At 44.4% G+C, this 13,610-nt stretch carries 16 protein-coding genes; 6 read left to right on the forward strand and 10 right to left on the reverse strand.

Annotation, left to right across the window (positions count from 1 at the left end; translation table 11 throughout):
• The first annotated feature begins 125 nt into the window (after nt 1-125).
• Nucleotides 126-326, forward strand: a complete 201-nt coding sequence (locus NWE95_03690; protein ID MCW4003000.1) for a hypothetical protein — start codon at nt 126-128, stop codon at nt 324-326.
• Between the two features lie 5 nt (nt 327-331).
• On the opposite strand, the gene NWE95_03695 is transcribed toward NWE95_03690, so the two are convergent.
• Nucleotides 332-649 carry a DUF4342 domain-containing protein gene (locus NWE95_03695; protein MCW4003001.1) on the reverse strand — a complete coding sequence of 106 codons (318 nt, stop codon included), beginning with the start codon at nt 647-649 and terminating at the stop codon, nt 332-334.
• Between the two features lie 171 nt (nt 650-820).
• On the opposite strand from NWE95_03695, the gene infB reads away from it, so the two are divergent.
• Nucleotides 821-2,605 (forward strand): translation initiation factor IF-2, encoded by a 1,785-nt coding sequence (gene infB, locus NWE95_03700; GenBank protein ID MCW4003002.1) that lies wholly within the window; start codon nt 821-823, stop codon nt 2,603-2,605.
• A 9-nt stretch (nt 2,606-2,614) separates the two neighbouring features.
• Here the strand turns inward: infB and guaA are convergent, their stop codons facing one another.
• From guaA to NWE95_03735, 7 genes are all read right to left on the reverse strand, one after another.
• Nucleotides 2,615-3,547 carry a glutamine-hydrolyzing GMP synthase gene (gene guaA, locus NWE95_03705; GenBank protein MCW4003003.1) on the reverse strand — a complete coding sequence of 311 codons (933 nt, stop codon included), beginning with the start codon at nt 3,545-3,547 and terminating at the stop codon, nt 2,615-2,617.
• 226 nt (nt 3,548-3,773) lie between these two features.
• Nucleotides 3,774-4,118, reverse strand: coding sequence for a DUF5658 family protein (locus NWE95_03710; protein MCW4003004.1), 345 nt, complete (start codon nt 4,116-4,118; stop codon nt 3,774-3,776).
• Nucleotides 4,119-4,439: 321 nt separating this feature from the next.
• On the reverse strand, nt 4,440-4,835 hold the full coding sequence (locus NWE95_03715; protein ID MCW4003005.1) for a hypothetical protein: 396 nt from the start codon (nt 4,833-4,835) through the stop codon (nt 4,440-4,442).
• A gap of 17 nt (nt 4,836-4,852) precedes the next feature.
• A complete protein-coding gene (locus NWE95_03720) occupies nt 4,853-5,656 on the reverse strand; it encodes a hypothetical protein (protein ID MCW4003006.1) in 804 nt (267 codons plus the stop codon).
• Nucleotides 5,657-5,680: 24 nt separating this feature from the next.
• Entirely contained in the window at nt 5,681-6,106 is a 426-nt protein-coding gene (locus NWE95_03725; protein ID MCW4003007.1) for a hypothetical protein, read from the reverse strand.
• A 105-nt stretch (nt 6,107-6,211) separates the two neighbouring features.
• Entirely contained in the window at nt 6,212-6,691 is a 480-nt protein-coding gene (locus NWE95_03730) for a hypothetical protein (protein ID MCW4003008.1), read from the reverse strand.
• A gap of 112 nt (nt 6,692-6,803) precedes the next feature.
• On the reverse strand, nt 6,804-7,139 hold the full coding sequence (locus tag NWE95_03735; GenBank protein ID MCW4003009.1) for a hypothetical protein: 336 nt from the start codon (nt 7,137-7,139) through the stop codon (nt 6,804-6,806).
• A gap of 316 nt (nt 7,140-7,455) precedes the next feature.
• On the opposite strand from NWE95_03735, the gene NWE95_03740 reads away from it, so the two are divergent.
• On the forward strand, nt 7,456-8,034 hold the full coding sequence (locus tag NWE95_03740) for a phosphoribosyltransferase (protein ID MCW4003010.1): 579 nt from the start codon (nt 7,456-7,458) through the stop codon (nt 8,032-8,034).
• Nucleotides 8,034-8,597 (forward strand): KEOPS complex subunit Cgi121, encoded by a 564-nt coding sequence (gene cgi121 / locus NWE95_03745; protein MCW4003011.1) that lies wholly within the window; start codon nt 8,034-8,036, stop codon nt 8,595-8,597. The genes NWE95_03740 and cgi121 overlap by 1 nt, the downstream gene beginning before the upstream one ends.
• On the opposite strand, the gene NWE95_03750 is transcribed toward cgi121, so the two are convergent.
• Both NWE95_03750 and NWE95_03755 read right to left on the reverse strand, forming a co-directional pair.
• On the reverse strand, nt 8,594-9,121 hold the full coding sequence (locus NWE95_03750) for a THUMP domain-containing protein (protein ID MCW4003012.1): 528 nt from the start codon (nt 9,119-9,121) through the stop codon (nt 8,594-8,596). The two genes, cgi121 and NWE95_03750, sit on opposite strands and share 4 nt — an antisense overlap.
• A gap of 103 nt (nt 9,122-9,224) precedes the next feature.
• Nucleotides 9,225-9,422 (reverse strand): hypothetical protein, encoded by a 198-nt coding sequence (locus NWE95_03755; protein ID MCW4003013.1) that lies wholly within the window; start codon nt 9,420-9,422, stop codon nt 9,225-9,227.
• A gap of 178 nt (nt 9,423-9,600) precedes the next feature.
• On the opposite strand from NWE95_03755, the gene NWE95_03760 reads away from it, so the two are divergent.
• Complete coding sequence (locus tag NWE95_03760) at nt 9,601-11,418, forward strand: right-handed parallel beta-helix repeat-containing protein (protein MCW4003014.1); 1,818 nt, start codon at nt 9,601-9,603, stop codon at nt 11,416-11,418.
• Between the two features lie 378 nt (nt 11,419-11,796).
• Nucleotides 11,797-13,608 carry a ribosome biogenesis/translation initiation ATPase RLI gene (locus tag NWE95_03765; GenBank protein MCW4003015.1) on the forward strand — a complete coding sequence of 604 codons (1,812 nt, stop codon included), beginning with the start codon at nt 11,797-11,799 and terminating at the stop codon, nt 13,606-13,608.
• Nucleotides 13,609-13,610 lie beyond the last annotated feature (2 nt).

Genomic DNA, 13,610 nt, shown 5'->3' on the forward strand with positions numbered 1-13,610 from the left:
CATTTTTTTATCCGGTTCTAGGGCCATAAAATTAATCCATTATTTTTCCAGCAAAATTTAAAATAACCCCTCTTGTTTATATGAGAGAAATACAAACAGAAACAGCAAGAGGAAGATACAAGAACATGAGCGTAGAAGGCGACACATTCTGGGTTTCGTTATTTGAAAAATCCTTCGGAATCCTCCTAATAATCATCGGTGCAATAATGCTCTATTTCACAGCAACAACTTCTGGATTAGCTAGTTTTAGCGTATTCTTCGGAATATTGAGCATGATTTTGCTCCTAATCGGGGTCTTCTTGCTTCTGGTAAAGCCGCCAGAATAGCCTTTTTATTCTCTTCGTTCAACTACGATTCTGCAGTTAGCAACTAAAGCAGCAATAACGCCCAAAGCTGCAAGCCAAGGCGCCAAAACCACGCCGACTACGCCCACGGTCACGGGGATTTCAAGCAAAGTTTTATTCGCCTCATCTTTAACGATGATGCGCGTGACGTTTCCCTCATGCAGCAACTCGCCAATGCGGTCAACCAACTTAGCTCCCGAAACAGTATACTCTTCACGAGAAACACGAGATACCGCCGCGCCGCAGACAGGACAAAACCTGTCAGTTTCCTTTACTGGCGCACCGCACTTAACACAATATGGCAATTAACTTCACCAAAACAAAAAACACACAGCAAATAAAAAAGGATTACCCAATCAATCAACGGTTAACCTCAAGATAAACAAAACCTATACAAGCCACCCGCAACACAAATTAAATGAGTATTTATTAACAACACTAAATACAATCACACTTTATTAGGAGGAAAAACTGCGGTGCCGATTCGCCAACCAATAGTCTGCGTTCTGGGGCATGTTGACACAGGCAAAACCCTCCTCCTCGACGAACTCAGAAAAACCAGTGTGCAAGCAAGAGAAGCAGGAGGCATGACTCAGCATATCGGCGCCAGCTTCTTCCCCATAGAAACTCTAAAACAACTCATTGGACCATACTTGGCAAGTTTCAAAACAGGCATTGAAATTCCAGGGCTCCTCATCGTTGACACGCCAGGACATGAAGCTTTCACTAACTTAAGGCGCAGAGGTGGAAGCGTCGCCGACATAGCTATTCTTGTTGTGGACATTCTCAAGGGCTTTGAGGCTCAAACGTATGAGTGTATAGAGATTCTTAAAGCTAAAAAAACACCTTTTATTGTTGCAGTAAACAAAATCGACCGTATACCCGGCTGGAAAGCGCAACAATCAGCGCCTTTTCTGCAGTCTTACAATAGTCAATTAAGCTTTGTACGGGAAGATTTAGACAATCGCTTATACCAAGTTATGGGCAATTTCTCACGTCAAGGCTTCAAAACTGACCGCTTCGACCACATACGGGATTTCACCCAAAACATTGCATTGGTGCCCACAAGCGCCAAGACAGGTGAAGGTCTAGCAGAACTAGTCATGGTTCTCGTGGGCTTGACGCAGCAATATCTTAAAAAACGTCTCCAAACAACTGAAGGCGCAGCCAAAGGCTCAGTGCTTGAAGTTAAAGAAGAACCAGGTTTAGGCTTAACACTAAACACAATTATCTACGATGGTACCTTAAACAAAGACGACTTAATCGTGGTCGGTGGAAAAGAAGGCCCGATTTCAGCGCGTATACGTACTCTTCTGGTGCCCAAACCGCTTGATGAGATGCGTGACCCACGCGACAAATTCACAAGCGTGGATTGTGTTTATGCAAGCGCCGGTGTAAAAATTGTTGCGCCTGGTTTAGAGGGTGCTTTGGCTGGAGCGCCTTTGTTTGCTGTGCCGTCTGGCGAAGATGTTGCCAAGTATTGCCAAATGATTACTGAGGAGATTGGCAGGATTCGAATCACTACGGAAATTGACGGTGTGATTGTTAAGGCTGACACGCTTGGTTCTTTGGAAGCAATGGCTGAGCTTCTGCGGGCTAACAACGTGCAGATACGCATCGCTGATGTGGGTGACATCAGTAAACGCGATGTTGTGGAAGCGTCAGTTGTGAAGACGCGTGAACCGTTGGTGGCGGCTGTTTTGGCTTTTGGCGTGAAAGTTCTGCCCGATGCTGAAGAGGAAGCTGAAGCAAACGGCATTCCAATTTTCAGAGAGCCAATCATATACAATTTGGTTACCAACTATTTGGAGTGGGCAAGAAGCAAGCGTGAAGCAAAAAGCGAAGCAGAGTTTGAGGCGTTGGTGAAGCCTGGCAAAGTTATGGTTTTGCCTGGTTGCATTTTCCGTCGTGCTAAGCCTGCGATTTTCGGCGTGGAAGTTTTAGGCGGAAGGCTTAAGTCTCGTTGGGGGCTTTTGCGTGCTGAGGACGGTTCTGACGTTGGCGATGTGCAGCAGATTCAAGACCAAGGCAAAGCTGTTGGAGAAGCTAAGGTTGGTATGCAGGTGGCGGTTTCGATGGATAAGCCGATTGTTGGCAGGCATGTGTTTGAGAAGGATGTTTTGTATGTGAAGGTGCCTGAGGCTGACGCGAAGCTTCTGCTAACTGCTCATTTGGATGATTTGACTGCTCAGGAGCAGGAAGTTCTCAAGGAATATGTTACTTTGATGAGAAAAAAGACGATGTTTTGGGCAGGCATCTAAGGCTGTGGTTTATTCGAATTCTATGGTTGATGGCGGTTTATCAGTTATGTCATAGAGGCATCTGACAACTGTTGGGATTTCACTTGTTATGCGTTTTGAGATTTTCATGAGTATTTCGTAGGGTGCTTGTTTGGCTTTGGCTGTTACTGCGTCTGTAGATTCAACGATTCGAACGGTTATGATGTTGCCGTACATGCGTTTGCCGTCTTTGATGCCTGTTGCTTTGTCATTGTGGAGGACGGCGAAGTTTTGGAATGTTCCTAAGGTTTTGGTTTCTTCTTCTACTATTTTGGTTGCTTTGCGCACGATTGCTGCTTTTTCAGGAGTAACTTCCCCTAGGATTCTCAATGAGAGTGCTGGTCCTGGGAAGGGCATGCGCTCAGAGATTTCTTTTGGTAGGCCCAATTCGCGTGCGACCATGCGGACTTCGGGTTTGAAGAGTTCTTTTAGGGGTTCGAGAATTTTGTAGCCGTAGGTTTGGGGGTTTATGCCTATTTGTTCTAAAACGTTGTGTTGGGATTTTATGCCTTTGACGGTTTCTATTACGTCTGCTTTTATAGTGCCTTGTGTGATGTATTGGATGTTTTGTTCTTTAGCTACGTTGCCGAATATGGTGTAGAACGTATTTCTGAAAGCTTTGCGTTTCTCTTCTGCGTCAGTTTTGCCTTTGAATGTGTCGAAGAATTGTTTTTTTGCATCGATGAATTTAGTGTTTATTTTGAGTTCTTTTAGGATTCTTACGACGAATTCTGGTTCGCCTTCTCTGCGTAAACCATCGTCAATGAAGACTGCGACCATTTTGTCTCCGACGGCTTTGTGCACTAGAACTGTTGCGACGGTGCTGTCTACTCCTCCTGAACAGGCTGAGATAACTCTGTTGTCGCCAACGGTTGCTTTGATTTCTTTTAGGCTTTTTTCGATGAAGGTTTTAGCGTCAAACATTTTTTGTTGGCTTCCTTACTCTTTTTTGGTTGGTGATATTTTTGGTTGTTTTCTTTTTTAGCTTTGCTACTAATTGGTGATTAATATAAGGAGGAGCGGTGTGATTTTTTCTATAGCCCCCTTATTTATACTATAAAGGATGGCTACGGTTTGTTGCTCTGCCACAGAGCCCTATCCCCTATATAAAGTACTGATTGTATGAATTCCTTGGGGTGGTTTTTTAGGGTTACATTGTGTTTGCGAGAACCGAGATGTTGTTTAAGACGACGATGACGAGAAAAATCACTGCGGTGCCGTAAGCGATTTGTAGTGCGTTGTGGGCTTTTTTGTAGGTGTTGTTGTGTGGGTTTATGTTTGTTCTGAGTGCTTTTTCTGCTAAGATGAAGGTTATTCCTGCGGTAATTGTTATGGTTATCTTTAGGATGATGAAGGCTGTTATGTTCGTGTGAACGAGGTTTGATATTAGTGGGTTGAGTTCTATGGTGCCAAAGTAGAGGGTTCCTATGACCGTGGTGAAACAGTCCATTAAACCCATTACAATCAGAAGCATGCTTGGGATGTATTTTATCACAAACAAGGCAAACTTGCCCTTCTTTAATTTGTGCAGAAGACGATGTTGCTGGCTTGGTTTCCCGTAGTCAGCAGACGCTATGTTCGATAAATTAGTTCCAAAATTTTGCAGGGATGGCTTTGCGGAGTCTTCGTCAGCAATATAAATGCAATTTTAGTTTTTATATGTTAACTAGGCTGGATGAGGTACAAACAAAAGATAGATGGCTAACTGTTGCCTCAATGTTAACGTTTCAAAAAACTGCCAATAGCACCTACCCGTAGCTTCTCTCATGGTGTGACTATCAGCACCAAAATTTGTGAGAAATGAGCAGGTAACTGGTTACAGTAGGATTCTTTTTATTATCCACGCATGGGTGGCTGTTTTTTCCATAAAAATACTGATTCTGTTTCCGTTAACATTCATTGTTAGCACCTTGACGTCTTTTCCTTCAACCAACATGGATTCGGTGTCGCCCAGTTCTAACTGTTTTGCAACTGTTGAGCCGTACTCGTTTATTTCCGTTGATAATAGTGCGTATTCTATTACTTTGTCTTTTTCGTTTAAGTCAATGATAGCTGATGAATCGCTTCTCAGGATGTAGCCTGTGACTCCTTTGAGCTTGCGTATTTCTGCTAGGCTTGTCGCTAGGTTTGTAAAAGCTGAGTTCTGGTCATCAGTCGATGGTGTGATAATCGGCTCAGTGAGTTGGGTTTGGTTTTCTTGGTCAGGTTTCATGGTTTAATCTCCTTTTGTTATTCGACTATTGGCTTCACCTTTACCAGTTTGCCTTTGCTGGTTTGCAGGGCTTGCAGTATTTTTTCAGGGACTTGAATTATGCCTTTACCGTTTGAGTTTTTTATTTCTTTTATCTTGCAGATTGTGGTTTTTCCCTCTAACGTCTCAATGTTTACTCCCATGATTAGTTTGCCTTTGAGGTGTTCTCTCCATTTAGAAATTATTTCATTGTCCACGCGCACCGTGTCAGATGGAACAAGTAGTCCTCCGATTTTTTCAACCATAAGTTGGTGCACAGTTGCTTTTGGAAATTCCTCCTGAAAAGTAACTGTTACAGGGACTTGAGGTTTAGGAAGGGGTTTGACTTTGCGAGGTTTTTCAGCTGGCAGTTCTGGTTTTGGCGTTGGTTTGTTTTCAGTTTTTGTCTTTTTTGGCGGTTGATTATCAATTTGCGGTTGAGCTGTTATTTCATCAACCAGCCCCACGACTGTTGGGATTATGGTTTGGGTGAATGCTTTGATGATTTTAGGGTCTGCTGTCTTTGAGGCGACAGTTGCTAAATAGAGCCTATTCATTGCGGTAATGTTTAGTTGACTGTGAGCGCCTTGTATGGTTAGGTTTTCTATGCCGCCGATTGCGTTAGCTTGAGTTATGCCGTTTAGATTAACAACTCGAATTTGGTTTTGTTCTTTGTTTGCTTTTTCGCTGGCGGCTACTGTGTTGCCGTTACTGTCAAAAACGTATGTGTTTGTTATGTCTGGGCAGATGTTTTTGAATTCTGCAACTATGGGTTGGAGCGCGTCATGATAGGTTTGGGTCACTTTTTTGGGCTCCTCCTTTTGCTATCATGATATCTTGAACAGGATGCGTTCTGGGATTCCTTCGTCCTCTAAAACTAGGTACTTGAGCCCTTCGGTGTCACCGAGTTGATCGAGCCATTTTAGGGCTTCACGTACTTTCTGCAAGACTAACAGCCGTTCTTGGTGGCTTCGCACCACAGATTCTATGGCTGATAGTTCGTGGAACGGGTTAGCGTCTAAAATTATTGTCAGGGTGCCCACGGTGATTTCGCCAGGGCTACCGTTTTGCTCTTTTTTGCCCGCGAGTTTGAGCACTACGTCGCGGATTTTTTTTGATTTCTCCGCTAGGGTGCGGATGTCGTCTAGCTTTCGCAAGTATTCGCCGAGTACGCTTTTTGTTTCCGCGAGTTCTTTATCTATGGCTTCGGCTATTGCTTGAGCTGAACTGTATTCTTTGATTTGTGTGACCATGATGATTAGATCCTGTGGCTGATTTTTTTAAGAGAGAAAGGGAAAATTGAGGTGAAATCACTCTTTCACCTTACCCCCGAAATTCTTAAGCTAAAGATTGGAATTTTATGGGTTGTATGTTGCTGTGTAGACTGCTGATGTACCCTTTTCTGTTATCAATTTAACAGTGTATGCAGTACCAGGACTTAGATCGCAATCCAGTAATATGACGTTTCCAGTCGTAGACTTTAGAAGCGTTGTATCGGAGTTGTCTTCGTCAATATCTGCGGCGACTCCATTGATAAAGGCTGAGGTTATCGTAACTGTAGTTCCACCTGAATTTGTTACCATTACATCCATCGTGTCGGCAGTACCATCAAAGGCAATATTCGTGATTGATACTTGTTCTGCTGATCCCATGAGGCCGATGGTCATTCCTCCCATCCATGCTGCGACGACAACGCTGACTGCTACGGTTACTGCGATGAGTATGATTGATGCGACTACGGGGCTGAGGGCTTTTGTGCTTTTCTTAAATTTCCTATAGATGTTCATTTTGTTTGTTAACCCTCCTTTTTGGGTTTTTAAGTAAAAGTCCGTCCTCATCCTTTTAAGTATTGCGTCTTAATACATGCTACTTTATACATGTACAACAAAACGACAAAACATCAAAAATTAAAAGAATAAATGGAACAAAAAAGAGCAAGTAACCCTTTTTCTAAGCACCCAACTCGCTAAAGAATTCGAGAAGAAGCTTTGCCACTCGCTCGCCCAGTTCAGTCTTAACGTAGTACTTCTTTAGAGGATCAATGCGTTCACTCTTGGCTAGACCCAAAGATTCAATCTCAATCATCCTTGCCCTAAAAGTACCATCACTGAGCGTCAAGTTGTTGTCCCTCATGAAATCCTTCGCATCCTTCCATTTGCCGCGGCCAACATGCAACAGCAACAAGCAATCGATAGCATGGTCCTTTTCAAGCATGGATTTTATGGCGGACAGCTTTGAGTCAGTCAGTATACGCTTTATCTTCTCGTCATCCACATTCTTCACCATATTTGTGTTCTCCTTTCACTTTACTTAACGGTTACAGCGTCGACGCATTTAAACTATATTACGAATCACGACACATATCTGCAGACGCCTTTCCCTAACTCCCCAGAATACAACTATAACAACCCCTTTATAAAACTATACCAAGCAAGCAAAAAACATCAAACTTTCAACATAAAAAAAGCAAATACAATACATAAAACAACCAAAAAATTGTTAATTCCCCACGTTAACCTGTGCTAATAAAGCCACAAAATCATGCATCAAAAGCCTTAAGCGAACCCACACAATCTAACACAACCCAAAAGAAGGCCAAAAATTGACCAACATCGACTACGAAGCCCCAACATGCAACCAAATATACGAAATGCTCCTAAACCAAGCCCAAACCATCAAAAACCAAAACTGCATGCCAGACATCATAATCGGCATTGCCCGCGGAGGCTTAGTTCCCGCCCGCACACTAACCGACCTACTCGGCACCCCGCAACTTGCCATTATCCAAATAGAATTCTACACAAACATAGCCAAAACAAAGCAAGAACCAGTCCTCACACAACCACTAACAACAAATGTAACAGGCAAAAAAGTCCTAATAGTTGACGACATAGCCGATTCTGGACACAGCCTAAAACTCGCAAAAAAACACCTCCAACAGCAAGGCACAAAGGAAATCAAAACAGCCACCCTCTACACAAAACCCCAATCAATAATTACACCTGACTTTTACGAGAAACAAACAAGCAACTGGATAGTTTTCCCATGGGAAGCCAAAGAAACCCTGCGAAAAATCACCCAAAACAAAAGCAAACAAGCGGCAAGGCTGGAAGTCGCAAAACTTGTAAAAGCAGGCTTCCCCAAACAATTAGCCGATAAACTCTTAGAGGACATGCAATAATGCTGTGTGAAATGGAAGAGTTCGGCAAATTCGTAGAAATAACAGGCTACAGCGACATTTCTTTAGCAACAGCAGAAGCCTTCCTAAAAGAAAACCGAAAACAAAACCAAACCACGAACATCCAATTCTTCGACGCCGACCTAATCGCCACACAAGAGCACCTCTACTTTGCCGCATTGAACGCCTTGCAAGCCTTCAAAAACAAAACCAACATTTCAAAAAGCCCAGCCATGGAAGCCATGCTCTACGCATCCGCGCAACGCCAAATACAGAAAGCCATAGAACACTGCGGCATAAAACCAAAAACAACCAACATGGCAGTCCTAATAATCGCTGACACCCCAGAGCAAACCCAAACCATACTCCAAGACATCACCGCCTGTGTTGGCAAAAAACCAGACAGCACTGTTCTTGAAATGACAAAAAACAAGCAGGCAACAATCGAACGCGCCTTTGGGATAACCGAACAAGAACTAAAAACCACCATTCAGGAAGGCGACGAGGCAAAGGCGATAGTCAACTTGATTATCGAACGTGTCGCGTTGCTGGCTACTCAGTTTTAGAGCATCTTTTCTTTAACAACAGCCAAAATTTTGTTCGGCTCCACCAAAGACAACCCAGTTAAGCCTCCCAAAACCTCAATCAGCAAAATCAAATCAGGGTTCTGCAAATCAACTTCGCGTTCAATGTCTCCAGCCGCCGCCTCAATGAGGTCTCTTGAATGCAAATCAGTGAAACGTTTCTCAACTGTAACCCTAAAAGACTGCGATTCATCTATTCTTGTTGCTAATTCTGCCGTCGCACGCTTAATCTCCCCCAAATCGGTTGGCACCACGCGTTCAATCGGCAGAATCCGTAGCGCATAACGAAACTCATAAGGGCGCTCCGCAAGTATCGCACGGAACTTCTCAATAACCAAGCGCGGGTCAAGCGTGGTTTTAGCAACGATTAAGCCGCGGATTTTGGTCTTGCTTGCCCTCGCCTCAGAATCACCAAGTTCTTCTCTGAGCAGATAGAGTAACTCATTAATCATTGGGCGTTCGTTGCCGCGGGCAGTGGTGGCTAAGAGGTTAAAGTCATCAATCATAGCGTTCTCTTTTGGGATAATGGGAACGCTGATTATTTTTGCTTTCCTATCCTCTAATGGCTGTTGCTTTGCCGCGACTCATCTCACATTATACAACGCGAGTTTAATGTCGGGACGTGGGACGGTTTACTACGACCATTAAGGAGTCGGCTGATGTAACCGTGGCAGTTTTTACTACGACCATGCCGTGAGGGCAACAGCCTTCCTTTAATGGTCGTAGTAGCAGATGGTCGTAGTAAAAATCATCATGCTTTTGGAGCGATTTTTCGCCAATACCACCTACCCCCTTAGGATTCAACATAGAACACTAATAAGCGCAAAATTAAGCATCGTAGTTTCTTTGGCTATTTCTTTGCCATACACCAAACAAGCATATTCGTCCGTTTTTATGTTTGTATAGAAACCTTGACAAAATCAACCTGCTCTTAGTCAAGAAACCTATACAAAAACCCTTTAATTGAGTCAAAAGAGGGTAAAGAATGGATAGTAGAATGAACTTAAACAGTACCCTTCGAATGCTCAAAAAAATCACCGTCTTTATACTGCTCAGCTTAATTTTGTGTGCCGTTTTACAGCAATTAGCCGACGCTCAAACAGCCCCAGCTTCGGTTACGCGAGAAATCAAGATTTTAGCCGACGGCACAGTAGAAGACTCAGACCCCGTAACCCCACTCATACAGGCAGGTGACACCTACACGTTTAGCGGCGACATTTACGGGCGCATCGATGTTGAGAAAAACGACATCACTATTGACGGCGCTGGATACTCGCTGATTCAGAGCGGAGACAAAGATTTCGCGCTCATGATTGGCGGGATAGCTGGGCTTGAACTTCCCCGAATCAGCGGCGTAACTGTAAAAAACATGCGCATTGTCGGCTTCCACTACGCAATTTCTCTACATGGACGAAGCGATGTGGTATCTAATGTAACTGTGACTGGCGGCACAGACTACAACGGAGTGGGCATCTGGGTTGATGGTTCAAGCCACACTGTTCAAGTCTGCAAAATAGTGGGCAACAAGGGCATGGGCATACTGGTTGACGCCAACTACACAACAATCTCTGACAACATCATCTCAGACAATGGTAACTTTGGCATATACTTCTATGACACAGCAGGCACGCTACGAAACAACACCTTCAACAACAATATAGCTGGCCCGTTTCATATGGATGAAAACCAGATGCGGCACGCTGGTCAACCCTTTCGCATAACTTCAAACGACATCGACCCCTCAAACACCGTGGACGGCAAGCCCGTGTACTACTGGGTTAACGAACACGACAAATCTCTGCCCTCAGAAGCTGGCTACGTGGTTTTAGATAACTGCACAAACATAATCATAAACGGCCTCTCAATCTACAGAAACCCAACAACTTACCCTGCATATCAAACCTTCGCAATCAACCTAATCCGCTCATCCAACATCATAGTAAGAGAAAACCGCTTAGAGAACACGGGCATCTGGTGCAGCTACTCCTCCCAAAACATCATCCTAACCTACAACATACTGATTGGCGGGAGCATAAACACGCATGCCTCCAACACCTCCATCCTCATGAACACAATAACTTTCCCCAATGGAACAGCCATTTCGCTTGGTGGACAACAGGCAAAGGCAACTGTGGCTAAGAACATACTATCGGGTTGCGGCGTAGGCATAAGTTTGCAATCTTGCGACTTATCAAGAATAATCCAAAACAACATAAGCAACTGCAACATTGGCATAGACATTTTCTCCTCAAACAACAACACCTTCACCAAAAACAACTTCCTAAACAACACACAGCAGGTTTCCGAGCAGCACTCCGCCTTGATTTGGCCCCTGACCCAGTACTACCAATCCCTAAACAACAACTGGAACGGCAACTACTGGAGCACTTACAACGGCATAGACACCAACGGCGATGGGATAGGAGATACACCATATGTTATCTTTGAGAACATCACCGACTATCAACCGCTAATTTCACCCTTCGATATCACTGCTCCAATTCCCGAGATACCACAGGGCACAGCACCGCCCATGCCGACCCCAACCCCTTTGACCACGGTTTCCCCGACCGCTTCACCAACACCCACCACGGCGATTAACCAAACAACAGAAATCCCACCGACTGCTCTGTATATCCTTGCTGGTATAGTGGGAATTATGTTAGCCGCTGCAGGCTTGATTATCTATAAAAAGAGACAAAAAACTGACCACCAGCTGTCATCAAGTTTTGGGTCAGCGATGATTGACGATTTCTCACAGCCTAACGCTCGAAGCCGTCGCCTCACATCATCCCGACACTAAAATGTGTCAAGCAGGGATTTATCCATTTTGATTATCTTGTCTCGTAAAATATAAGTTAAAAAAATAAGCTGCAAACCATGATTATTTCAGGCTTATCCTTGGTTAATTAACGACACTTGACGAATCTAAATCCTTAAACTATTGTAGAGGTAGGATAGGTAATGCGTGTTGTTGCGGAGGTGAAAAAAGATGATTTATGAAGAGGAAGATGAATGGGAAGAAGGCGAAGATGAAGAATGGGAAGAAGAAGAATGGTAAACTAACCGCCTGAAAAATTGCTTTTTCTTTTAGTTATTTCTTATGTATGAAGCGTTTTAGGCTTCCTTTTGGGTTTATATTTATAACTTACTTGTTGACTTCATTTAACGAAGTTTAGCCATGACGCGAATCGCTGTATTAGACGCTGACAAGTGCAAAGTCAAAAAATGCAATCACCTCTGCGTAAGCTTCTGCCCCATGGTACGCAGCCGAGTGGAAGCCATCAGAGTCGAAGGCAACAAAGCCGTAATCTCCGAAACACTCTGTAGTGGATGCGGCATCTGCGTCAAAAAATGCCCGTTTAAAGCCATCAGCATCGTCAACTTGCCTGACGAATTGGAAAAGGACTGTAGCCACCGCTTCAGCGCTAATAGCTTCAAACTCTTCCGCTTACCCATGCCCTCACCCGGCACTGTCTTAGGGTTGCTGGGGCAGAACGGCATCGGCAAGAGCACTTCGCTTAAAGTTCTCTCTGGCGAAATTAAGCCCAACCTTGGCAAGTTCGATGAGCCGCCTGAATGGAATGAAATCATCCAGTTTTATCGTGGTTCCAGTCTTCAAGAGTACTTCCAGAAGCTAAGCCAAAAGAGCCTCAAAGTCAGCAGTAAACCCCAATATGTTGATAAAATCCCCAAAGTCATAACAGGCAAAGTCGGCGACCTCCTAGAGAAGGTAGATGAGCGAAAGCAGCTTGATGCAATCGCTGAGGAGTTTGAACTCAAAAAAATCTGGGACAGACCTCTGGATATTTTGAGTGGCGGTGAACTGCAACGGGTCGCAGTTGCCGCGGCATTGAGCCGTGAAGCTGACGTGTACCTCATTGACGAGCCATCTAGCTACTTGGACGTTAAACAGCGCCTTGTGGTTGCCCGTGCCATCCGTAACCTCAAAGAACAGCAGAAAACCATAATTGTCGCAGAACACGACTTAGCCATAATCGATTATTTATCTGACCAAATCTGCGTTTACTATGGTGAACCAGGCGTCTACGGTGTTGTCTCTCACGTTCACGGCGTGCGCACAGGCATTAACATTTACCTGCAAGGTTACATTCAAGACGAAAACATAATGTTCCGAAGAGAATCCATCGTTTTCCACGAGAAACCGCCGACCGCAGGCGCTTTGGTGGGCGAGACCTTGCTTGAATGGGGTAGAATGGAGAAAACTTTTGAGGGTTTTAAACTTTTCATCGAACCAGGAGAAATTAGGCAAAGCGAAATCATCGGAATCTTGGGAGCCAATGGAATTGGTAAAACAACTTTTGTTAAAATTCTCGCTGGTTTGGAGCAAACGGATGATAAACGTCAACTCAGCAAGTTAACGGTCAGCTACAAACCTCAGCGTATATCCCCTGATTATGAGGGGACAGTTCAAGAATTGCTTATGAGCGTAGCTAAAGAAAACTTTACGTCCAGTTGGTACAAGACCGAAATAGCGCAACCGCTACGACTTCAGGCGTTAATGGACCGAAACATCATGGAACTTAGCGGTGGAGAACTGCAAAAAGTCGCCATAGCCGCGTGCCTCAGTCGTAAAGCTGACTTGTTTTTGCTTGACGAACCCAGCGCGTACCTGGATGTTGAGGAACGCTTGAACATGGCAAAAACCCTGCGCCGAGTTGTCGAAGCACATGGCATACCCGCTTTCGTGGTTGAACATGATGTGGTAACTCAAGACTTCATCGCTGACCGCCTCATGGTCTTCAACGGAGAACCAGGAGCCACTGGTATAGCGCATCCGCCCACTAGCCTAAGAGAAGGCATGAACACGTTCCTAAAAGAAATGAACATTACTTTCCGCCGCGACTCAGTTACCTTCCGTCCCCGCGTAAACAAGGAAGGCTCGCAGATGGATACGTTCCAGAAGGACATCGGCGAATACTACTATGCTAAAACCACAAAACCAGAAAAGCAACAACCAGCCAAAAAGTAGGC

The organism is Candidatus Bathyarchaeota archaeon, assembly GCA_026014725.1.
Taxonomy (GTDB): Archaea; Thermoproteota; Bathyarchaeia; order Bathyarchaeales; family Bathycorpusculaceae; genus Bathycorpusculum.